Raw genomic sequence first — 21,605 nt, forward strand, 5'->3', positions numbered from 1 at the left:
GCGGTTCTCCTCAGGCCTTTCCGGCCATATAGGCCGGCAGCCATGTCTCGTGGGCGCTCTTCAGCTCGAATACGGCCACAGCGGTCTCGCCGGCCAGCGCCAGCGTGGCGCCGCCCGTGCGGCCGAGCACCGTCACCGGCACGCCCGCCGCCGCGATCTCGGCCCGCACCGCCTCGGCCGAGCCGGCCGGCACGGTGACCAGATAGCGCGCCTGGTCCTCGCCGAAGAGCACGGCATGGGCAGGCCCCGCCGGCAGCGTCTCGATGGTCGCGCCGATTCCGCCGGCCATCGCCATCTCCGCCAGCGCGACGGCGAGCCCGCCATCCGAGAGATCGTGGCAGGCGCTGACGCGCCCGGCCGTGATCAGGCCGCGCACGACATCGCCGTTGCGGCGCTCGACGGCGAGATCGACTGGCGGCGGGGCGCCCTCTTCGCGGCCGCAGACCGTCGCGAGGTAGGCCGACTGGCCGAGCCAGCCCGTGGTCTGGCCGACCAGCAGGATCGCCTCGCCCTCCGCCTTGAAGGCGATGGTCGCATGCTTGGTCACGTCGGCGAGCACACCGACGCCGCCGATGGTCGGGGTCGGCAGGATCGAGACGCCATTGGTCTCGTTGTAGAGCGAGACATTGCCGGAGACGACCGGGAAGTCGAGCGCACGGCAGGCCTCGCCGATGCCCTTGATGCAGCCGACGAGCTGCCCCATCACCTCGGGCCGCTCGGGATTGCCGAAATTCAGATTGTCGGTGACGGCGAGCGGGGTCGCCCCGGTCGCGGTGAGATTGCGCCAGGCTTCCGCCACCGCCTGCTTGCCGCCCTCGAAGGGATCGGCCTCGCAATAGCGCGGCGTCACGTCGGCAGTCATGGCCAGGCCCTTCGGCCCGTCCTCGATGCGGATCAGCCCGGCGTCGCCGCCCGGCGTCACCACCGAATTGCCCAGGATCAGCGTGTCGTACTGCTCCCAGACCCAGCGCTTGGAGCACAGATCGGGCGAGCCGATCAGCTTCAGCAGGGCCTGGGCATTGGCCATCGGCGGCGCGACGCTCTCGGGCGCGAGGCGCGGCTTGGCCGGCGTCTCGATCCAGGGCCGGTCATATTCGGGCGCCTCGTCGCCGAGCTCCTTGATCGGGAGATCGGCCATGGTCTCGCCCTGGTGCTTCACGACGAAGCGCAGATTGTCGGTGGTGTGGCCGACGACGGCGAAGTCCAGCCCCCATTTCTTGAAGATCGCCTCGGCCGGCTCCTCATGGCCCGGCTTGATCACCATGAGCATGCGCTCCTGACTCTCCGAGAGCATCATCTCATAGGCGCTCATGCCGTCCTCGCGGCAGGGCACGGCATCGAGGTTGAGCTCCACGCCGAGATCGCCCTTGGCGCCCATCTCGACCGCCGAGCAGGTCAGGCCCGCCGCGCCCATGTCCTGGATCGCATCGACATGGCCGGCCGCCATGATCTCGAGGCAGGCCTCGAGCAGGAGCTTCTCGGCGAAGGGATCGCCGACCTGCACGGTCGGGCGCTTCTCCTCGGCGCCCTCGTCGAAGGCGGCCGACGCCATGGTCGCGCCATGGATGCCGTCGCGGCCGGTCTTGGATCCCAGATAGACGATCGCCTTCCCCACGCCCGAGGCCTTGGCGTAGAAGATCTCGTCGGCCCGCGCGATGCCCACCGCCATGGCGTTGACGAGGATGTTGCCGTCATAGCGGCTGTGGAAGCCGGTCAGGCCGCCGACATTGGGCACGCCGAAGGAATTGCCGTAGCCGCCGACGCCGGCCACCACGCCCGAGACGAGATGGCGCGTGCGCGGATGGTCCGGCGAGCCGAAGCGCAGCGCATCGAGCACCGCGATCGGCCGCGCGCCCATGGTGAAGACGTCGCGCAGGATGCCGCCGACACCCGTCGTCGCGCCCTGATAGGGCTCGATGAAGGACGGATGGTTGTGGCTCTCCATCTTGAAGACGATGGCGAGGCCGTCGCCGATGTCGATGACGCCGGCATTCTCGCCCGGGCCCTGGATGACCCAGGGCGCCTTGGTCGGCAGCGTCTTCAGATGGATCTTCGAGGATTTGTACGAGCAGTGCTCGTTCCACATCGCCGAGACGATGCCGAGCTCGGTGATCGAGGGCTCGCGCCCGATCAGATGCAGGAAGCGCTGGTACTCGTCGGGCTTCAGGCCGTGTTCGGCGACGAGCTGCGGCGTGATCTTGATGTCGTTGGGAATCACGGGGCGAGGGTTCCTGCCGTTCCGGCCGCGCGGCCAGTTTCGATGCGCGGGGCATAACCCGACTGACGGGCGTAGACAACGCATTCCCGCCGCATCCGCCTCTGCGCGGCCGGCTGGCACGCGCCCTGCGCTGGTCCCGCCAGCACGGAGCGGACCGTGCCGCGGAGGAACAGTCGATGTCGCTTTTGTCCCGTTTCAGGAAAGATGCGTCCGGCAATGTCGCGATCCTGTTCGGGATCGTCGCCCTGCCGATGATCGGCATCGCCGGCGCGAGCGTGGATTATGCCCGCGCGAGTTCGGCCCGGGCGAGCCTCAACGTCGCCGTCGATTCGGCCGCGCTGATGGTGGCCCGCGAGGCCAGCAAGCTCACCGACGCCGAGCTCCGGACCCGCGCCGAAGCCCTGATCCGCGCCAACCTCGCCGGCAATGCCGATGCGCGGCTGGGAACCTACACCGTCTCGGTCGATCGCGCGGCGCGCACCGTCAGCGTCACCGCCGACACGACGGTGGAGACCAGCATCACCCGCGTGATCGGCTTCGACCGCATCCCCGTCTCCTCCAGCGCCCAGGCCGCCTGGGGCACGAACACGGTCGAACTCGCGCTCGTGCTCGACAACACCGGCTCGATGTCCTCCTCCAGCAAGATGACCGAGCTGAAGAAGGCCTCGCTCGACCTGCTCAAGATCCTGAAGGACGCTGCGACCACGCCCGACCAGATCCGCGTTTCGATCGTGCCCTTCGCGACGCAGGTGCGACTGCCGACGACCTACAAGGACTCGCCCTGGCTGCGCTACGACTTGACCCGCACGACCGGCAGCGGCCGGAGCCGGACGACCGAGACCATCACCAAGGCGACCTGGCAGGGCTGCGTCAGCGACCGCGACAAGGCCTATGACGTCAGCGATGCCAGCGCCGTCTCCGGCGTCAACGCCACGCTCTATCCCGCGGATTTCTGCGCCTACGCCTCGCTGACGCCGATCCGGCCGCTGACCAGCGACTGGACCGCGCTGCAGAGTACCGTCAACGCGATGACGCCGGTGGGCAACACCAATGTCACGATCGGCGCCGCCTGGGGCATGGCGAGCCTCAGCCAGGGCGCGCCGCTGCCGGAGGCCGCCGCCTCCACCACGCCGCGGCTGACCAAGTACATGATCCTGCTGACCGACGGCGACAACACGCAGAACCGCTTCGGCGACAACCAGACCACCATGGACCAGCGCACCGCCACCGCCTGCACCAATGCAAAGGCAGCGGGCATCAAGATCTATTCGATCCGCGTGATCAACGGGAACAGCAGCCTGCTGCGCGGCTGCGCCAGCGAGCCCTCGATGTTCTTCGAGGTCTCCAATGCGTCCCAGCTCACCCCGATCTTCCAGCAGATCGCCCGCGAGATCAGCCAGATCCGCCTGACGATGTGAGGCCTTCGAGCGCCGCGCGCAGATCGGCCGGGATCGGCACCGGGCGCTGCGTCGCGCGGTCGACATAGACATGGGTGAAGCGGCCCTGCGCCGCCGCCCGCTCCCCGCCCTGGCGAAACACGCCGATCCGGTAGGTGACCGAGCTGGTGCCCAGCCGCTCGACGCCGAGGCCGAGCTCGACGGTCTCCGGAAAGGCGACACTCTCGAAATAGCTGCAGGTCGTCTCGACGACGAGGCCGACCGTTGCGCTGCCGGCGATGTCGAGGAAACCGCGCTCGATGAGCCAGGCGTTCACCGCCGTGTCGAACCAGGAATAATAGACGACATTGTTGACGTGACCGTAGACGTCATTGTCGTGCCAGCGCGTCGGGATCGCGCGGAAGACGCCGAAAGCGGCGCGCGCGAGCCGTTCCTGTCTGCCGCTCATGGCCATCCTCCCGCTCTCAGCCGCCCGCCCTGTCGCCCGTGCCGATCTCCGGCACGCCGAGCGCATCGGCCAGTCGCGCCTTGGCCGAGCCCGGCCGCAGCGGCTTCTGCTGGCTTTCATGCGGCGCCCAGCCCGAGAGCCAGACGATCTCGAAGGTCGCCCGCAGGCGTCCGTCGCCGTCGGCATGGCGCTCGGCATAGAGCGCAGCCGCCCGCATCAGCGTGTCGCGGCGCAGGCCCGTCCGGCGGCGGGCCTCGAGCGCATTGCCCCAGCCCAGCGCGCGCAGGTCGCGCAGCAGCCCGAAGACGTCGCGATAGCGCACGGTCACGACCTCGCTGTCGACGACCGGCAGCGCGAATCCGGCCCGCTGCAGCAGGCTGCCAAGATCGCGCAGATCGGCGAAGGGCGCGACCCGCGGGCTGGCGCCGCCCGCGGTCTCGGCTTCCGCCTCCAGCAGCACCTGCCGCAATTCGTGGAGCGTGCGGCCGCCGAGCAGGCAGCCGATGAACAGCCCGTCCGGCCGCAAGGCGCGGCGGATCTGGATCAGCGCGCCCGGCAGGTCGTTGACGCCCTGCAGCGCGAGCAGCGAGGCACAGAGATCGAGGCTCGCTGCGGCCAGAGGCAGGCGTTCGAGATCGCCGACCCAATCGCTCCGGCCGCCCGGGGCCTCCGCCATGTGCAGCACCGACTCCGCCTTGCCGGCGAGGACGGGCACCGCCAGCGGCAGGGGCGAGCCGAGATCGGCCGCCCGTTCGAAGCGGCGCAGCACCGCCGCCAGCCGCTCCTCGAGATCCTCCGCGGCGCGCTGCAGCAGGAAATCCGGATAGCCGGCCGCCAGCGCCCGCGTCAGCCGCCGCCGACCCAGCGCCCGGTCGAAGACGCGGGCTGCATCACTCACGCGTGGCGTCCCGGCAGGGGCCGTCTCACAGACGGTCCAGCAGCCGCTCGAGTTCCTGCCGCAGCTGCGGCCCGAGATCCTGGCGGTCGAGCGCATAGGCGACATTGGCCGCCAGGAAGCCCATCTTCGAGCCGGTGTCGTAGATGTCGCCGTCGAACCGCACGGCGTGGAAGGGCTCCAGACGCGACAGCGCGATCATCGAATCGGTCAGCTGGATCTCGCCGCCCGCGCCGGGCTCCTGGTTGGCGAGCAGGTTGAAGATCGTCGGCTGCAGGATGTAGCGGCCGGTGATGTGCAGGTTGGACGGCGCCGTTCCCCTGGCCGGCTTCTCGACCATCTTGGTCACCTTCGAGACCTTGGCCTCGCGCTTCTCGACACCGACGATGCCGTATTGATGCGTCTGGTCGTCGGGCACCGGCGCCACGGCGATGTGGTTGCCGCCATGCTTGTTGTAGGCGTCGATCAGCTCGGCGAGGCAGCCCTTGCCATGAGTGTGGTGCAGCATGTCCGGCAGCAGCAGCGCGAAGGGCTCGTCGTCGCCGATGATGTCGCGCGCGCACCAGACCGCGTGCCCCAGCCCCAGCGGCTGCTGCTGGCGGGTGAAGCTCGTCGCGCCGGCCAGCGGCAGATCGGCCGCCAGCGCCTCGAGCTCAGCCGTCTTGTTGCGCTTGCGCAGCGTGTCTTCCAGCTCATAGGCGAAGTCGAAATGATCCTCGATCACCGCCTTGTTGCGGCCGGTGATGAAGACGAAATGCTCGATGCCGGCGGCGCGGGCCTCATCCACCACATGCTGGAGGGCGGGCCGGTCGACGACCGTCAGCATCTCTTTCGGGATCGCCTTGGTCGCGGGGAGAAAGCGAGTGCCGAGACCGGCGACGGGAAAGACGGCCTTGCGGATGCGTTTCGACATGGAAGGTCCATTTGGCGCCCCGGCCTGGCGTGGCTGCGGCGGTGCGGGTTGAAAAGCGGCCTGCTCACGGCTTGTACGAAACCGGTCGCATCGTAGTAGAAGCAGAATGTGCTTGCGAGACCGTGAACGCCTGTTGCATGGGGCGGTTCCTGCCGGCGGAAGGTGACGACGGGCTATGGCGGTACTTGTTTCGGGCGGAGCCGGCTATATCGGCAGCCACATGGTTCTGGAACTGCTCGACCGTGGCGAAAACGTGGTCGTTCTGGACAATCTCTCGACCGGCTTCTGGTGGGCCGTGCCGAAGGAGGTGCCGCTGATCCAGGGCGACATCGGCGACCAGGACCTCCTTGCGCGCATCATCGCCGAGCACGGCATCACCGAGATCGCCCATTTCGCCGCCAAGATCGTCGTTCCCGAATCCGTCGCCGACCCGTTGGGCTACTATTTCAACAACACCGTGAAGACCCGCGCCCTCCTGGAGAGCGCGGTGCGCGGCGGCGTCCGCCGGATCATCTTTTCCTCCACCGCCGCGGTCTATGGCGAACCCGCGGTCAGCCCCGTGCCGGAGGAGATCGACCTTAACCCGATCAACCCCTATGGCCGCTCGAAGCTGATGAGCGAGTGGATGCTCGCCGACACGGCGAAGGCGCATGGGCTGGCCTATGTCGTGCTGCGCTATTTCAACGTCGCCGGCGCCGACCCGCGGGGCCGCTCCGGCCAGTCCTCGCCCAATGCGACGCATTTGATCAAGGTGGCGGGCCAGGCCGCCCTCGGGCAGCGTCCGGGCCTCGAGGTCTTCGGCACCGACTATCCCACGCCGGACGGCACCTGCATCCGCGACTACATCCACGTCACCGATCTTGCCCGCGCGCACATCGCCGCGCTCGAGCATCTGCGCGGCAGCGGCGAAAGCCTCACCCTGAATTGCGGCTATGGCCGCGGCTATTCGGTCAAGGAGGTGGTCGAGGTCGTCAAGAAGGTCTCGGGCGTCGATTTCCCGGTCAAGCTCTCGGGCCGTCGCGCCGGCGATCCGGCCTCGCTGGTGGCGAAGGCCGATCGCATCCGCAGCGAGCTCGGCTGGACGCCGGAACATGACGACCTCGAGGAGATCGTCCGCCAGGCCCTGACCTGGGAGGAGAAGCTGAAGACCCGCAACGCGATGTGAAGGCATCGACGCGGCCGGCTGCGACACCCCGCCCCCGTCATTGCCGCCGGGCTTAACCTTTGGTTAATCTTGTTCGGGCGCTCTGGAGCGGTCCCTCTCTCCAGCCGTCCGAGTGTTCCATGCGCCTGTCCGTCATCGCCGCAACGGCCCTGATCAGCCTGGCGCCCGCCTTCGCCCAGACCACGGGCTCGATCGGCGGCCCGGCCGCCGCGGCCCGCCCGGCCCAGGGCGACTTCGCCGCCTTCCTGCAGCGGCTCTGGCCGCTGGCCCAGGCCCGCGGCGTCTCGCGCACGACCTTCGACGCCGCCTTCCGCGGCGTGACCCCGGACCCCGCCATCGAGGCGCTGACCCGGAAGCAGTCCGAGTTCACCGCCCCGATCTGGGGCTACCTCAACAGCGCGGTGGGCGGCACGCGCATCCCGCGCGGCCGCGACGCGGCGGCCGACAATGCCGGGCTCCTGGCCCAGGTCGAGGCACGCTACGGCGTGCCGCGCGAGATCGTGCTGGGCGTCTGGGGCATGGAAACCAACTACGGCTCCTTCAAGGGCGACAAGGACACGATCCGCTCGCTCGCGACGCTCGCCCATCTGCGCTATCGCGGCGACTTCTTCCGCGACGAACTCCTCACCGCGCTCGAGCTGATCCAGGAAGGCCATGTCGAGCGCCGCGAACTGCGCGGCTCCTGGGCCGGCGCGATGGGGCACACCCAGTTCATGCCGTCGAGCTATCGCAAATACGCGGTCGACTTCACCGGCGACGGCCATGCCGACATCTGGACCTCGACCGCCGACGCGCTCGCCTCCACCGCCAACTATCTCAAGGGCTATGGCTGGGTGCCGGGCCTGCCCTGGGGTCTCGAGGTCACGCTGCCTGACGGCTTCGACCACAAGCTCAACCGGGCGAGCTTCTCGCAGTTCGCCTCGGCCGGCGTACGCAAGGCCGATGGCGGGCGGCTGCCCTCCTCCGGCGAGGGACGGCTGTTCTACCCCGCCGGCCATCGCGGCCCGGTGATGCTGCTCACCGCGAATTTCGACGTCATCAAGAAGTACAACTCGTCGGACGCCTATGCGCTCGCCGTCGGCCATCTCGGCGACCGCATCATGGGCCGCCCCGCCATCCAGGCGGACTGGCCGGTCCAGGCGCCGCGCCTCGACAAATCCGGCATCCAGGACCTGCAGCGCCGGCTCAAGGCGCTCGGCCTCTACGACCACGACGCCGACGGGCGCATCGGCACCGGCACCCGCGAGGCCGTGCGCCAGTACCAGCTCCGCCAGGGCGAGATCGCCGATGGCTGGCCGACGCCGGCCCTGCTGGCGCGGCTGCGCACGGCCCGCTGACGGGCGCACCGTCTTCCGCTATGATGGCGCCGCCCCGCACAGGGGCGCGGATCGAGAGCCCGATGCGTTTGCGCGCCCTCTTCACGATGCTGGCGGCCGCCGGCCTGCTGCTCCTGACCGGGGGGCCGCCGTCGCTCGCGCAGCAGGCGCGCCAGCCGCAACCGCCGCAGCAGCAGCGCAGCCTGTTCCAGCTCTTCTGGCAGCAGCCCCAGCAGCCCCAGGCGGTCCAGCCGCAGCGCCAGCGCGTCGCGCCGGTGGCCCGGCGCCGCCCGGCCGCCCCCGTCGTCGTCCGCGACGACCCCGTGATCCCCAAGGTCGACGTCGCCCACCACATCCTCGTCATCGGCGACTCGCTCGCCAACCTGCTGGCCGACGGGCTGGAGGAAGCACTGGATGACCGGCCCGATCTCGCCGTGATCGCGCGGGCGAAACCGGACTCGGGCCTCGTCCGCAGCGACTTCCACGACTGGCCCAAGGTCGCCGCCGAACTCGTCGCCGGCGATGCCAAGATCGGGCTCGGCGTCATGCTGGTCGGCCTCAACGACCGGCAGGCGATCCGCGAGGGCGACATCGTCCACGAGCCGCTCAGCCCGCGCTGGCTCGAACTCTATCGCGAGCGCATCAATGCCGTCGCGCAGGCCTTCGCGGCACGGCGCGTCCCGCTGATCTGGGTCGGGGCGCCGCCGGTGCAGAATGCGCGGCTCTCCGCCGATCTGGTGACCTTCAACGAGCAGTACCGCCAGCAGGTCGAGCGCGCCGGCGGGCAATATGTCGATCTCTGGGGCGCCTTCGTCGATGCGGAGAACCGCTACGCCGCGATGGGCCCCGACGTCTCCGGCCAGCCGGCGCGGCTGCGGCTCGGCGACGGCATCCACTTCACCGCGGTCGGGGCCCGCAAGGCCGCACATTTCGTCGATGTGCTGGTGCGCCGGATGTTCGAGCCGGGAACCCAGGGCAGCGTGATCGCCCTGCCCGTCTCGCCCGAGACCGGAGCCCCGACCAATCCCGAGCTGCAGCCCGGCGGCATCGAGCGCCTGATCGACCAGATGGTCGCGGGCCTGCCCGTGATCAGCCTGCCGGCCGCGCTCCAGGCCAAGCCCGCGGCCGGCCCGATCCTGCCGCTGACCGGCACGGCGGGGCCCGGCGATCAGGCGCTGCTGGTCTCGATCCCCGAGGCGCGCGGCCGCGGCGAGATCGCCGGCCAGCTCGACCGCATCTTCGGCGAGGGCATCCTGCCCGAACCGAAGCCGGGGCGGATGGACGATCACCGCTGGCCGCGGTGAGGCCCTGGGCCAGCCGTCATTCTCGGGCGCAGCGAAGCGCAGACCCGAGACTCTCGTGACGAAAAGCCACTGGTTTCCGAGATGGCCGGGTCAAGCCCGACCATGACGCTCTCCGCCTCACCTCGGCAAAATCGTCTCGCCCATCAGGTGCTTGTCAATGGCGTGGGCCATCTGGCGGCCTTCGCGGATCGCCCAGACCACGAGCGACTGGCCGCGGCGCATGTCGCCGGCGGCAAAGACCTTCTCGACCGTGGTCTTGTAGGCCAGCGTGTTGGCCTCGACATTGCCGCGCTTGTCGATGGAGACGCCAAGCTTCTGGATCAGCCCCTCATGCACGGGGGAAACGAAGCCCATCGCCAGCAGCACGAGATCGGCCTTGAGGTCGAACTCGGTGCCCTCGATCGGCTTGAACGAGGCGTCGACCCGGGCGCAGCGCAGCTTGCGGACATGGCCGTTCTCGCCGGTGAACCTCACCGTTCCGATGGCGAAGTCGCGCTCGGCACCCTCCTCATGGCTCGACGAGGTCCGCAGCTTCAGCGGCCAGTTGGGCCAGGTGAGCTGCTTGTTCTCCTTCTCGGGCGGCTGCGGCATGATCTCGATCTGCGTCACCGAGAGCGCCCCCTGGCGCACCGAGGTGCCGATGCAGTCCGAGCCCGTGTCGCCGCCGCCGATGACGACGACATGCTTGCCCGACGCCAGGATCGGCTGCGAGTTGGCCAGCGTGGCCGGCTCGCCGCCGTTGCGCCGGTTCTGCTGCGGCAGGAAGTCCATCGCGAAATGGATGCCGGCGAGGTCGCGGCCTTCGATCGGCAGGTCGCGCGGCTTCTCGGCGCCGCCGGTCAGGCCGACCGCGTCGTGCCGGGCGAGCAGCTCGGCCGGGTCGATGTCGACCCCGACATTGACGCCGTAATGGAAGACGACGCCTTCGGCCTCCATCTGCTTGACCCGGCGCTCGACATGCGACTTTTCCATCTTGAAGTCGGGAATGCCGTAGCGCAGCAGGCCGCCAGCGCGCGCCTGGCGCTCATAGACATGGACCTCGTGGCCGGCGCGCGCGAGTTGCTGCGCAGCCGCCAGCCCGGCCGGGCCCGAGCCGATGATGCCGATCGACTTGCCGGTCCTGGCCTTGGGCAATTCGGGCGTGATCCAGCCCTCGGCCCAGCCCTTGTCGACGATGGCGCATTCGATCGACTTGATCGTGACCGGCGTATCCTCGAGGTTCAGCGTGCAGGACGCCTCGCAGGGGGCGGGGCAGACGCGGCCGGTGAACTCGGGGAAGTTGTTGGTCGAGTGCAGGTTGGTCAGCGCCTCGCGCCACTTGTCGTTGTAGACGAGGTCGTTCCAGTCCGGGATCTGGTTGTTCACCGGACAGCCATTGTGACAATACGGGATGCCGCAGTTCATGCAGCGCGCCGCCTGGTCGCGCGTCGCTTCGGCGCCGAGCGGGATCACGAACTCCTTGTAGTTCCTGATCCGGTCCGATGCGGGGAGATACTTGCGGTCGCGCCGGTCGATCTCGAGGAAGCCTGTTACCTTGCCCATCAGCCCTTACTCCGCCGCGACCGACAGGCCGGCCTGCGCCTGCTCGATTTCCTGAAGCGCCCGCCGATACTCGACCGGCATGACCTTGACGAATTTGGGCAGGTACTCCGCCCAGTTGTCGAGGATGTCCTTGGCCCGCAGCGACCCGGTGTACCTGTGATGGTCGCTGATCAGCTGGTGCAGGCGCTCGGCGTCATAGCCCGACATGTTGGCCATGACGTCAATGCGTCCCTTGAACTCGAGATCGCCGCCATGGTGATGGATGCGCTGCATCAGCTCCTCCTCCTCGGTGACCGGCTCGAGATCGACCATGGAGAGGTTGCAGCGCTTGGCGAAGCTCTTGTCCTCGTCGAGCACATAGGCGACGCCGCCCGACATGCCGGCCGCGAAGTTTCGCCCGGTCTGGCCGAGCACGACGACGACGCCGCCGGTCATGTATTCGCAGCCATGGTCACCGGTGCCCTCGACCACCGCGATCGCGCCGGAATTGCGCACCGCGAAGCGCTCGCCCGCGACGCCGCGGAAATAGCATTCCCCGGAAATCGCGCCGTAGAGCACGGTGTTGCCAACGATGATCGACTGCTCGGCCAGCGGCCTGGCATCCGGCGAGGGCTTGATCACCAGCTTGCCGCCTGACAGGCCCTTGCCGACATAGTCGTTGGCCTGGCCGGTGAGCTCGAGCGTCACGCCATTGACCACCCAGGCGCCAAAACTCTGGCCGGCGGTTCCGGTCAGCTTCACCGTGATGGTGTCGTCGGGCAGGCCGGCATAGCCGTAGCGCTTGGCGACCTGGCCCGACAGCATCGCGCCAGTCGAACGGTCAACGTTGTTGATCGCGCTCTCGATCACGACGGGCTCGCCGCGCTCGATGGCGCCCTGCGCCTTTGCGATCAGCGTGCGGTCGAGCACGGTGTCGATCGGGTGCTGCTGCAGCTCGACATGACGGATCGCCACCTCGGGGCCCATGTCGGGCTTGTAGAAGATCCGCGAGAAGTCGAGCCCCTTGGCCTTCCAGTGATCGATCGCCTGCTTCTTGTCGAGCCAGTCCGAGCGGCCGACGAGATCGTCGAAGCGCGCCACGCCCAGCGAAGCCATGATCTCGCGCACGTCCTCGGCGAGGAAGAAGAAGAAGTTGATGACGTGCTCGGGCGCGCCCTTGAAGCGCTTGCGCAACACCGGATCCTGCGTCGCGACGCCGACCGGGCAGGTGTTGAGATGGCACTTGCGCATCATGATGCAGCCGGCCGCGATCAGCGGCGCCGTGGCGAAGCCGAACTCGTCAGCCCCCAGCAGCGCACCGATGACGATGTCGCGCCCCGTGCGCAGGCCACCGTCGACCTGCAGCGCGATGCGCCCGCGCAGCTTGTTCATCACCAGGATCTGGTGGGTCTCGGCGAGGCCGATCTCCCAGGGCGAACCGGCATGCTTGATCGAGGTCAGCGGCGAGGCGCCGGTGCCGCCCTCATAGCCCGAGATGGTGATGTGGTCGGCGCGCGCCTTGGCGACGCCGGCCGCAACCGTGCCGACCCCAAGCTCGGAGACCAGCTTCACCGAGACGTCGGCCGCCGGGTTGACGTTCTTCAGGTCGAAGATGAGCTGGGCGATGTCCTCGATCGAGTAGATGTCGTGATGCGGCGGCGGCGAGATCAGGCCGACGCCCGGGGTCGAATGGCGCACCTTGGCGATGCGCGCATCGACCTTGTGGCCGGGCAGCTGGCCGCCTTCGCCGGGCTTGGCGCCCTGCGAGATCTTGATCTGCATCATCGACGAGTTGACGAGATACTCGGTCGTGACGCCGAAGCGCCCCGAGGCGATCTGCTTGATCGCCGAGCGCATCGAGCGCCCGTCGGCCATCGGCACGAAGCGCTCGGGCTCCTCGCCGCCTTCGCCGGTGTTGGACTTGCCGCCGATCTGGTTCATCGCGATGGCGAGGGTCGAATGCGCCTCGTGGCTGATCGAGCCGAAGGACATGGCGCCCGTGGCGAAGCGCTTGACGATGTCGACGGCGGGCTCGACCTCCTCGATCGGGATCGGCTTGCGGCCGATGCCGTCGGCATCCTTGATCGCAAACAGGCCGCGAATCGTCGAGAAGCGCGAGCTCTGGTCGTTCACCAGTTCGGCATAGGCCTTGTACTTGTCGAGCGCATTGCCGCGCACCGCATGCTGCAGCAGCGCGATGTTCTCTGGCGTCCAGGCATGGTCCTCGCCGCGCAGGCGGAAGGCGTACTCGCCACCGATGTCGAGCGAATCGCGATAGATCGGCGAGTCGCCGAAAGCGTCGCGATGGCGGCGCACCGTCTCCTCGGCGATCTCGGCGAGGCCGACGCCCTCGATCGAGGAGATCGTGCCGGTGAAATAGGTCTCGATCAGGTCGCTGCGCAGTCCGACGGCGTCGAAGATCTGCGCGCCGCAATAGGACTGGTAGGTCGAGATGCCCATCTTGGACATGACCTTGAGCATGCCCTTGCCGACCGACTTGATGAAGCGCTTCACCACCTCGTAGCGGTCGACTTCCTTGGGGAATTCGCCGGCGTCGAGCAGTGCCTCGAGCGTCTCGAAGGCAAGATAGGGGTTGATCGCCTCGGCGCCGAAGCCCGCGAGGCAGGCGAAGTGATGGATTTCGCGCGGCTCGCCCGATTCCACGACCAGGCCGACCGAGGTGCGCAGGCCCTTGCGGATCAGGTGATGGTGCACGGCCGCCGTCGCCAGCAGCGCCGGGATCGGCACGCGCTCGGCCGAGACCTGCCGGTCGGACAGGATGATGATGTTGTAGCCGCCATGCACGGCAGCCTCGGCCCGCTCGCACAACCGCGCGATCGCACCCTCCATGCCGGCCGCGCCCTCGCGCGCCGGATAGGTGATGTCGATCGTCTTGGTGTCGAAGCGATCCTCGTAATGGCCGATGCAGCGGATCTTCTCGAGATCGTCATTGGTCAGGATCGGCTGGCGCACCTCGAGGCGCTTGCGCCGCGAGGTCCCCTCCAGGTCGAGGATGTTCGGCCGCGGCCCGATGAAGGAGAGCAGGCTCATCACCAGCTCCTCGCGGATCGGGTCGATCGGCGGGTTGGTGACCTGGGCGAAGTTCTGCTTGAAATAGGTGTAGAGCAGCTTCGACTTCGACGAGAGCGCCGAGATCGGCGTGTCCGTGCCCATCGAGCCGACGGCTTCCTGCCCCGTCACCGCCATCGGCGCCATCAGGATCTTGGTGTCTTCCTGGGTGTAGCCGAAGGCCTGCTGGCGATCGAGCAGCGGCACGTCGGTGCGCTGGGCGCGCGCCTCGACCGGCGGCAACTCCTCGAGCACGATCTGGGTGCGCTTGAGCCACTCCTGGTAGGGATTGGCCAGGCACAGGCTCTTCTTGATCTCGTCGTCGGAGATGATCCGGCCCTCTTCGAGATCGATCAGCAGCATCTTGCCGGGCTGCAGCCGCCACTTCTGGACGATCTTCTCCTCCGGGATCGGCAGCACGCCGAACTCGGAGGCGAGCACCACGAGCCCGTCATCGGTGACGAGATAGCGCGCCGGCCGCAGGCCGTTGCGATCCAGCGTCGCGCCGATCTGCCTGCCGTCGGTGAAGGCGATCGCCGCCGGCCCGTCCCAGGGCTCCATCAGCGCGGCATGATACTCGTAGAAGGCGCGCCGCTCCTCGTTCATCAGCGGATTGCCGGCCCAAGCCTCGGGCACGAGCATCATCATGGCATGGGCGAGCGAATAGCCGCCCTGGACCAGGAACTCCAGCGCGTTGTCGAAGCAGGCCGTGTCGGACTGGCCCTCATAGGAAATCGGCCAGAGCTTCGAGATGTCGGCCCCGAACAGCTCGGAATCGACCGAAGCCTGGCGCGCCGCCATCCAGTTGACGTTGCCGCGCAGCGTGTTGATCTCGCCGTTATGGGCGACCATCCGGTAGGGATGGGCCAGCCGCCAGGACGGGAAGGTGTTGGTGGCGAAGCGCTGGTGCACGAGCGCGATGGCGCTCTCGAAGCGCTCGTCGGTCAGGTCCTTGAAATAGGAGCCGAGCTGCGTGACCAGCACCATGCCCTTGTAGACGATGGTGCGGGCCGACATCGAGACCGGATAGTATGTCGCGGTCGAGCGATCCTGCTGCTTGTAGACCTTGTTGGAGACGGACTTGCGCAGCACGAAGACCTTGCGCTCGAAATCGTCGGCGTCGGTGACGCCGGGCCCGCGCCCGATGAAGAGCTGGCGATGGCGCGGCTCGGTCTCGCGCACCGCGTCGCCGAGATCGGAGGAGTCGACCGGAACGTCGCGCCAGCCGAGGAAGACCTGCCCCTCCTCCTCGATCGTCTGAGCCACGATCTCCTCGCAGACCGCGCGCGCGGCGTCGTCCTGCGGCATGAAGAACTGGCCGATGGCGTAGTCGCCGGGCGCCGGCAGGGCGATGCCGATCCGGGCGCATTCCTCGGCGAAGAAGCGATGCGGGATCTGGGTGAGGATGCCGCAGCCGTCGCCGAGCTTGGGATCGGCACCGACAGCGCCGCGGTGGTCGAGATTGTGAAGGATCTGCAGGCCCTGCGCGACAATGGCGTGGCTCTTGCGGTTCTTCATGTCGGCGATGAAGCCGACGCCGCAGGAATCCTTCTCGAAGGACGGATCATAGAGACCCTGGCGTTCCGGCATCGCCGGGTCACGCACAGCCGGGAAGTTCGCTGCAGCCGCCGCCACGCTCGCCTTGCTGATCTCGCCCATCGTCAAACCCCGCTTGCCACCGCCCGCCCAGCTTCCGCCAGGGGACCTCCTTGAGTCCATATCACCCTTCGCCCACCCTGGGCCGCCGATCCCGCGCCGGCTTTTTCAAGCCGCAGCAAGGACGGGGCCAGCATGGCCGGGGGCTCGTTCGTCGGAGGTGGCTTGCGCTGGTCTCGGGGCGCCCGCGTCCTCCGCAGGCGCTGAGGGCTTGTCGCCCTGCCGCGCCTGTCAGGCTGCCGCTTTGCGGGCGGCACGCGTACGAGTGGTTTTGGCGTGTTTGACCGTACCCTTCGTCATCGATCCGCTCCGTTGCGATGGCACGACCGCACCCTTTACAGGACCAGTCTGCGCGGCGAAAAATGGGACAGCAACACTGTCCTATTCCGTCAATTTGCCAGAATTCCAATCTCCGCACAAGCGGTGATTCGGCGCAGCCGCGAAATTTTATGTTCATTTCAGAGGCAGCCTCGACATTTCCGGGATGAAGGCGTCAACCCGACGCACACTTCCTGTCGGATCGCCGCAAATGGCGCACTGGCGGCCGAGACGGCGGCAGCCTAGAACGGAACCCCGCAATCCGCCGGCGGACCCCGTCATGCCCCTCGTCATCGTCCCCATCTATGCCGCGCTGCTGGCACTCCTCTTCGTGATGCTGTCGCTGGCCGTGGTCCGGCAGCGGCGCAGCGGCCGCGTCGCCATCGGCACCGCCGGCGACCGCGAGCTCGAGCGGCGGGTCCGGGTCCACGGCAATTTCGCCGAATACACGCCGCTCGCCCTGCTGCTGCTGGCGATGGCCGAGTTTCGTGGCGCACCTGGCCTGCTGCTGCACGGGCTCTGCCTGCTCCTCCTCGTCGGCCGGGCGAGCCATGCCTGGGGCGTCTCGCATCTCGACGAGGATCTGCGCTTCCGCGTCGCCGGCATGGTCGCGACCTTCGCGGCCCTGATCGCGGCGGCGCTGACGCTGCTCGTGCAGGCGCTGGTCAGGTAGGCGCCGCGAGCTCTTGGCGCCGGCGCCGCCGGGCTCTATCGCAGACGGCATGAACTTCATCAGCGACAACATCGCGGGCGCGAGCCCGAAGGTCATGGCCGCGATCGCCGCCGCCAATGACGGGGCGGCCTCGGCCTATGGCACGGATGGCTGGACGCAGGCCGCCGAGCGACGCATCGCCGAGATCTTCGAGCGGGAGGTCGCGGTCTTCCTCGTCACCAGCGGCACGGCGGCCAATGCCCTGGCGCTGGCGAGCCTGACCCGCCCCTGGGGCGCCGTGATCACCCATGACGAGAGCCATGTCGCCGACGACGAATGCGGCGCGCCGGAGTTCTTCAGCGACGGCGCCAAGCTGATCGGCCTGCCCGGCGCCGGCAACAAGCTCGCGCCCGCGGACGTGACGCAGACGCTGGCGCGCTTCCGCGAGGGCGCGCTGCACCAGGTCCAGCCGCAGGCGCTCTCGATCACCCAGGCGACCGAGTGCGGCACCATCTACACCCCCGACGAGATCCGGGCGCTGAAGGCGGCCGCCGCGCCGCGCGGCCTGGCCCTGCACATGGACGGCGCCCGCTTCGCCAATGCGCTGGTGACGCTGGGCTGCAGCCCCGCGGAGACGACCTGGAAGGCCGGCGTCGACGTGCTCACCTTCGGTGGCACCAAGAACGGCGCCTGGGCGGCGGAAGCCGTCGTGTTCTTCGACCCCGCCCGCGCGGCCGAGATGAAATGGCGCCGCAAGCGCGCCGGCCAGACGCTCTCCAAGGGCCGGCTGATCGGCGCCCAGTTCGAGGGGCTGCTCGCCGACGGGCACTGGCTCGATCTGGCCCGCCACGCCAATGCGCTGGCGCAACGCCTCGCCCAGGCCGTCGTGGCCAGCGGTCAGGCCCGCCTCGCCTGGCCCTGCCAGGCCAATGAAGTGTTTCCGATCTTGTCCCCCGCCCTGCAGGCACGGCTGAAGGCGGCCGGCGTCGGCTATCTCGACTGGTCGGCGCGCGCCCTTCCGGAGGGCGAGGCCCTGGCCGAAGGGGAGGTCGTCGGCCGCTTCGTCATGTCCTTCGCGACGCCGGAGGCCGAGGTGGAACGCCTCATTGCCCTGTTCACGGCGCGCGTTGGCTGACATCGCTCCCGGTTTCAGCCCCACCCCCGCCGCAATCCCTAAGGAAGACTGAAGACCTGTCAGTTCGTCCTTGGAAAGGGATGCTCCCCATGGCCATTCGATCGACCGCGGCGCGGCGCAGCACGTTGATGGGGGTGGCCGTCGCCGGTGCCCTCGCCGGCGCGACCGGCTCCGCATCGGCCCAGTACTATCTCTATGACGACGCGCCCTATCTCGAGCAGCGCTTCGGCTATGGCTATCGCTACCTCGCCCCGCGCCCCCCGGCACCGATTCCGCAGCGGGCTCTGGGCCGCATCGCGGCGCGTGACTATGGGCTCACGCGCGTCGACCGCACCATCGCGACCGGCTCGGCCTATGTCGTCGATGGCCGCACCCGCTCGGGCGCCCGCGTCAGGCTGATCCTCGACCCCTATAGCGGGCAGGTTCTCGACGAGATCGTCCTCCAGGCCCCGCCGCGCACGGCCCCTCGCGTCGCCCGGACCGACCCGCGCGACGAGCCCAGGCCGCGCGCGCCGCGCCTCACGCCACAACCGCCCGAGCGGCCCGCCCCGCTCAAGCCGCCCGGCCAGGCGACCGCGCCCGCCACGGTGATCCCGCCCTCGCCCGCCGCGCCGCCCAAGGCCGAGCCGGCACCCACGCAGGAGCGCAAGGCTCCGGCCTCGGCCAGCGCACCGGCGACACAGACCCCGCCCGCCCCCGCCGCCCCGCCACGGGCCGAGCCGGCCCCGCCCGCCCCCAAGCCCCCGGCCGAGGCTGCGGCTCCCGCCACGAGCATGCCACCTGCCCCCACCGCACCGGCGGCGCCGACGCCGGGCACCACCGACCCGGCCACGGGTGCGGAGAAGCCCCGCCTGGTCAACCCGAGCGATGTCCGCGGCAGCGAGACCGGCGAGCGTACGCCGCCGCTCGCCCGCTCCGACAATCCCGGCATCCCGGCGCAGCTTCCACCGGTCCAGCCGCAGGATTCGACCTCGGCCCAGCCCCGGCCCGAGACCCCCGCTGTTCCCGTCGTGCCGATGGATTGAGACGGCGGCCTCCACCGCACAAATAAGGCGCCCCCGGTTCCCCGGGGGCGCCCTGCCGACCATAAAGACCGAGGGCGGCCTGGTCAGGCGGCCTTGGCGGCCTCGACCTTGGCTTCGATCACCTTGGCGCTGCCGGTGCCGATCGCGATCTGGCGCGGCTTCTTCGCCTCGGGAATCTCGCGCACGAGATCGATGTGGAGCAGCCCGTTCTCGAGGCTCGCGCCCGTCACCTGGACGTAGTCGGCGAGCTGGAAACGGCGCTCGAAGGCACGCGCGGCGATGCCCTGATGCAGGATCTCGCGCTTCTCGCCATTGTCGTTGGCCTGCTTCTCGCCGCGCACCGTCAGCGCGTTCTCCTTGCTCTCGATCGAGAGGTCGGACTCGCCGAAGCCGGCGACCGCGATGGTGATGCGGTAGGCGTTCTCGGCCGTACGCTCGATGTTGTAGGGCGGGTAGCTCGGGGCCGTCTCGGCGCTGCCGACCTGGTCGAGCAGCGAGAACAGACGATCGAAGCCGACGGTCGAGCGATAGAGCGGGGAAAGATCGAATTGACGCATGATGTCCTCCAAAGAAGCGACGTTCGTGTCCGGCCCGCCTCGTGATGAGCGCGGGCCCGGTCTGGGGTCGCGCAGCCGTTCCGGCCTGCGCAGAGCTGATCTGGGATAGCGTTTTCGGCTTTTCAAGAGCCCTCCCGGACGGGCATAAGCGGTAGGGCGGATCAGGGCTGCGTCACCGCCGGGATCGCGCCAGCCGCCGGGAAGCCGCCATGGCCGACGCCGAACTCTTCGCTCATCCCGACTATCCGCCGCCGGGCCATGGCCGCGCCTGGACCGCCCGGACGCGCGACGGGGCGCAGCTGCGCTTCGCCAGCTGGCGCCCCACGGTGAAACCGGTCCACGGCACCATCCTGCTCGTGCAGGGCCGGGCCGAGTTCATCGAGCGCTATGGCGAGACGGTGGGGGAACTGCGCCGCCGCGGCTTCCATGTGCTGACCTTCGACTGGCGCGGCCAGGGCGGCTCGCAGCGCTTCGTCAGCCGTGCGCGCAAGGGCCATGTCGGCCGGCTGCGCCATTACGAAGCCGATCTCGCTTTGGCCATGGCGCAGATGCAGGAGCGCTTGCCCGGACCCTATTTCGCGCTTGCCCATTCGATGGGCGCCGCGCTGTGTCTCGACGCCGCGCGCAACGACCGGCTGCCCGTCGCCCGGCTCGTCGCGCTCGCGCCGATGCTGGAACTGACCGTCATCGAGAAGCCGCGCCGGGCCCGCCGGCTGGCCGGCGCGCTGTTCTGGCTCGGCTTCGGCAAGAATTTCGTGCCCGGCGGCGGCGACACGGCCATCGCCACCAAGCCCTTCGAGGGCAACCGCCTCACCGGCGACCCAGTCCGCTATGCACGCAACAGCGCGCTCTCGGCGGCGGCGCGCCATCTCAGCATCGGCGACCCCACCATCGCCTGGGTCAGGACCGCCTTTCGCCTGATGGCCCGGCTCGCGGCCCCCCATGCCGCCCGCGAGGTCCGGGTGCCGACCCTCGTCATCGCCGCCGGGCGCGACCGGATCGTCTCGACACCCGCGATCGAGCGCTTCGCCGCGCGGCTCAAGACCGGCCAGGCGCTGATCCTGCGCGAGGCGCGCCACGAGATCCTGATGGAGAGCGACGCGATACGGGCGCAGTTCTGGGCCGCCTTCGACGCCTTCATCCCGGGCGAGGACGCGGACCTCGCAGCCGGCGCCGGTTCAGCCGGCGAGCCGCGCCAGCGCAGCCTCATGCAGCGCCTTGTTGGCGGCGGCGAGGATGCGCCCGCCCCCGGCGGCGCTGCACCCGTCCCATGAGGTGACGATGCCGCCCGCCCCCTCGATGATCGGGATCAGGGCGACGATGTCGTAGGGCTTCAGCCCGCTCTCGATGACGAGATCGACATGGCCGGCGGCCAGCATGCAGTAGGCGTAGCAGTCGCAGCCATAGCGGGCGAGGCGCACCGCGCTCTCGACGCGGCCATAGGCCTGCGCCTCGTCGCCCTTGAACAGGGCGGGCGAGGTCGTCATCAGCGTCGCGGCGGCCAGGCTGGACACCGGCCGCGTGCGCAGGATGCGCGGGCCGCCCGGCCCGTCATAGCGCGCCTCGCCGCCATCGCCGGAGTAGCGCTCGCCGGTGAAGGGCTGATGCATCATGCCGTAGACCGGCACCCCGCCGCGCGTCAGGCCGATCAGCGTGCCCCAGACGGGAATCCCGGAGATGAAGGCCCGGGTGCCGTCGATCGGATCGAGGACCCAGACATACTCGGCCTCGGTGTTCTCGCTGCCGAACTCCTCGCCGAGCACGCCATGGGCCGGGAACTGGCGCCGGATCATCTGGCGCATCACCATCTCGCCCGCCCGATCGGCCTCGGTCACGGGGTCGAAGACGCCGCCGCCCGACTTGTCCTCGAGCCCGTGATGGGCCCGGAAGAAGGGCAGGATCGCCCGGCCCGACTGGGTGGCGAGATCCGCCACGAAGGCCCCGAAATCGACAGCACTCATCATATCCCCCCTGCGCGGCCGATGCAGGCGCCGCGCCGCAGCGCCCCGGTGATGG

At 69.2% G+C, this 21,605-nt stretch carries 16 protein-coding genes; 8 read left to right on the plus strand and 8 right to left on the minus strand.

Features of this window, described 5'->3' with window-relative positions:
• Positions 1-10: 10 nt before the first annotated feature.
• A complete protein-coding gene (purL, locus tag BSY19_RS24890; RefSeq protein WP_442856675.1) occupies positions 11-2,218 on the minus strand; it encodes a phosphoribosylformylglycinamidine synthase subunit PurL in 2,208 nt (735 codons plus the stop codon).
• 176 nt (positions 2,219-2,394) lie between these two features.
• Here purL and BSY19_RS24895 point away from each other — a divergent pair, with 176 nt between their 5' ends.
• Complete coding sequence (locus BSY19_RS24895; protein ID WP_069056510.1) at positions 2,395-3,636, plus strand: TadE/TadG family type IV pilus assembly protein; 1,242 nt, start codon at positions 2,395-2,397, stop codon at positions 3,634-3,636.
• Here BSY19_RS24895 and BSY19_RS24900 read toward each other — a convergent pair.
• The 3 genes from BSY19_RS24900 to BSY19_RS24910 are packed head-to-tail and all read right to left on the minus strand — an operon-like array spanning position 3,611 to position 5,871.
• Positions 3,611-4,063 carry an acyl-CoA thioesterase gene (locus tag BSY19_RS24900; RefSeq protein WP_150129724.1) on the minus strand — a complete coding sequence of 151 codons (453 nt, stop codon included), beginning with the start codon at positions 4,061-4,063 and terminating at the stop codon, positions 3,611-3,613. The genes BSY19_RS24895 and BSY19_RS24900 overlap by 26 nt on opposite strands.
• 16 nt (positions 4,064-4,079) lie before the next feature.
• The gene (locus tag BSY19_RS24905) at positions 4,080-4,961 is read right to left on the minus strand and encodes a methyltransferase domain-containing protein (RefSeq protein WP_069056512.1); all 882 of its coding nucleotides are present in this window, start codon (positions 4,959-4,961) and stop codon (positions 4,080-4,082) included.
• Positions 4,962-4,986: 25 nt separating this feature from the next.
• On the minus strand, positions 4,987-5,871 hold the full coding sequence (locus tag BSY19_RS24910) for a UTP--glucose-1-phosphate uridylyltransferase (protein WP_069056513.1): 885 nt from the start codon (positions 5,869-5,871) through the stop codon (positions 4,987-4,989).
• Between the two features lie 175 nt (positions 5,872-6,046).
• Here BSY19_RS24910 and galE point away from each other — a divergent pair, with 175 nt between their 5' ends.
• The 3 genes from galE to BSY19_RS24925 all read left to right on the plus strand — a co-directional run bounded on the left by galE (position 6,047) and on the right by BSY19_RS24925 (position 9,656).
• Positions 6,047-7,036 (plus strand): UDP-glucose 4-epimerase GalE, encoded by a 990-nt coding sequence (galE, locus tag BSY19_RS24915; protein ID WP_069056514.1) that lies wholly within the window; start codon positions 6,047-6,049, stop codon positions 7,034-7,036.
• Between the two features lie 119 nt (positions 7,037-7,155).
• Positions 7,156-8,373 (plus strand): lytic murein transglycosylase, encoded by a 1,218-nt coding sequence (locus BSY19_RS24920; RefSeq protein WP_069056515.1) that lies wholly within the window; start codon positions 7,156-7,158, stop codon positions 8,371-8,373.
• Between the two features lie 62 nt (positions 8,374-8,435).
• Positions 8,436-9,656, plus strand: coding sequence for an SGNH/GDSL hydrolase family protein (locus tag BSY19_RS24925; RefSeq protein ID WP_171905203.1), 1,221 nt, complete (start codon positions 8,436-8,438; stop codon positions 9,654-9,656).
• Positions 9,657-9,773: 117 nt separating this feature from the next.
• On the opposite strand, the gene BSY19_RS24930 is transcribed toward BSY19_RS24925, so the two are convergent.
• Both BSY19_RS24930 and gltB read right to left on the minus strand, forming a co-directional pair.
• Positions 9,774-11,198, minus strand: a complete 1,425-nt coding sequence (locus BSY19_RS24930; protein ID WP_069056516.1) for a glutamate synthase subunit beta — start codon at positions 11,196-11,198, stop codon at positions 9,774-9,776.
• A 6-nt stretch (positions 11,199-11,204) separates the two neighbouring features.
• A complete protein-coding gene (gltB, locus tag BSY19_RS24935) occupies positions 11,205-15,905 on the minus strand; it encodes a glutamate synthase large subunit (RefSeq protein WP_069056517.1) in 4,701 nt (1,566 codons plus the stop codon).
• Positions 15,906-16,500: 595 nt separating this feature from the next.
• Between gltB and BSY19_RS24940 the strand changes: the two genes are divergently transcribed.
• From BSY19_RS24940 to BSY19_RS24950, 3 genes are all read left to right on the plus strand, one after another.
• On the plus strand, positions 16,501-16,893 hold the full coding sequence (locus tag BSY19_RS24940; protein WP_069056518.1) for an MAPEG family protein: 393 nt from the start codon (positions 16,501-16,503) through the stop codon (positions 16,891-16,893).
• A gap of 49 nt (positions 16,894-16,942) precedes the next feature.
• The gene (locus BSY19_RS24945) at positions 16,943-18,007 is read left to right on the plus strand and encodes a threonine aldolase family protein (RefSeq protein ID WP_069056519.1); all 1,065 of its coding nucleotides are present in this window, start codon (positions 16,943-16,945) and stop codon (positions 18,005-18,007) included.
• A gap of 89 nt (positions 18,008-18,096) precedes the next feature.
• Positions 18,097-19,032, plus strand: coding sequence for a hypothetical protein (locus BSY19_RS24950; RefSeq protein WP_069056520.1), 936 nt, complete (start codon positions 18,097-18,099; stop codon positions 19,030-19,032).
• 83 nt (positions 19,033-19,115) lie between these two features.
• On the opposite strand, the gene BSY19_RS24955 is transcribed toward BSY19_RS24950, so the two are convergent.
• Positions 19,116-19,589: an Hsp20 family protein gene (locus BSY19_RS24955; RefSeq protein ID WP_069057381.1), complete on the minus strand. Its 474-nt coding sequence runs from the start codon at positions 19,587-19,589 to the stop codon at positions 19,116-19,118.
• A gap of 209 nt (positions 19,590-19,798) precedes the next feature.
• On the opposite strand from BSY19_RS24955, the gene BSY19_RS24960 reads away from it, so the two are divergent.
• On the plus strand, positions 19,799-20,863 hold the full coding sequence (locus BSY19_RS24960) for an alpha/beta hydrolase (RefSeq protein ID WP_069056521.1): 1,065 nt from the start codon (positions 19,799-19,801) through the stop codon (positions 20,861-20,863).
• On the opposite strand, the gene hisN is transcribed toward BSY19_RS24960, so the two are convergent.
• On the minus strand, positions 20,768-21,550 hold the full coding sequence (hisN, locus tag BSY19_RS24965; RefSeq protein ID WP_069056522.1) for a histidinol-phosphatase: 783 nt from the start codon (positions 21,548-21,550) through the stop codon (positions 20,768-20,770). The genes BSY19_RS24960 and hisN overlap by 96 nt on opposite strands.
• Between the last annotated feature and the right edge of the window lie 55 nt (positions 21,551-21,605).

This window comes from Bosea sp. RAC05, from assembly GCF_001713455.1.
Taxonomy (GTDB): Bacteria; Pseudomonadota; Alphaproteobacteria; order Rhizobiales; family Beijerinckiaceae; genus Allobosea.

Bases quoted from the DNA above. Each gene is read 5' to 3' on its own strand.
- BSY19_RS24895 (WP_069056510.1), top strand. From the start codon at position 2,395: ATGTCGCTTTTGTCCCGTTTCAGGAAAGATGCGTCCGGCAATGTCGCG.
- BSY19_RS24900 (WP_150129724.1), bottom strand. From the start codon at position 4,063: ATGAGCGGCAGACAGGAACGGCTCGCGCGCGCCGCTTTCGGCGTCTTC.
- BSY19_RS24910 (WP_069056513.1), bottom strand. From the start codon at position 5,871: ATGTCGAAACGCATCCGCAAGGCCGTCTTTCCCGTCGCCGGTCTCGGC.
- galE (WP_069056514.1), top strand. From the start codon at position 6,047: ATGGCGGTACTTGTTTCGGGCGGAGCCGGCTATATCGGCAGCCACATG.
- BSY19_RS24920 (WP_069056515.1), top strand. From the start codon at position 7,156: ATGCGCCTGTCCGTCATCGCCGCAACGGCCCTGATCAGCCTGGCGCCC.
- BSY19_RS24925 (WP_171905203.1), top strand. From the start codon at position 8,436: ATGCGTTTGCGCGCCCTCTTCACGATGCTGGCGGCCGCCGGCCTGCTG.
- BSY19_RS24930 (WP_069056516.1), bottom strand. From the start codon at position 11,198: ATGGGCAAGGTAACAGGCTTCCTCGAGATCGACCGGCGCGACCGCAAG.
- gltB (WP_069056517.1), bottom strand. From the start codon at position 15,905: ATGGGCGAGATCAGCAAGGCGAGCGTGGCGGCGGCTGCAGCGAACTTC.
- BSY19_RS24940 (WP_069056518.1), top strand. From the start codon at position 16,501: ATGCCCCTCGTCATCGTCCCCATCTATGCCGCGCTGCTGGCACTCCTC.
- BSY19_RS24945 (WP_069056519.1), top strand. From the start codon at position 16,943: ATGAACTTCATCAGCGACAACATCGCGGGCGCGAGCCCGAAGGTCATG.
- BSY19_RS24950 (WP_069056520.1), top strand. From the start codon at position 18,097: ATGGCCATTCGATCGACCGCGGCGCGGCGCAGCACGTTGATGGGGGTG.
- BSY19_RS24955 (WP_069057381.1), bottom strand. From the start codon at position 19,589: ATGCGTCAATTCGATCTTTCCCCGCTCTATCGCTCGACCGTCGGCTTC.
- BSY19_RS24960 (WP_069056521.1), top strand. From the start codon at position 19,799: ATGGCCGACGCCGAACTCTTCGCTCATCCCGACTATCCGCCGCCGGGC.
- hisN (WP_069056522.1), bottom strand. From the start codon at position 21,550: ATGAGTGCTGTCGATTTCGGGGCCTTCGTGGCGGATCTCGCCACCCAG.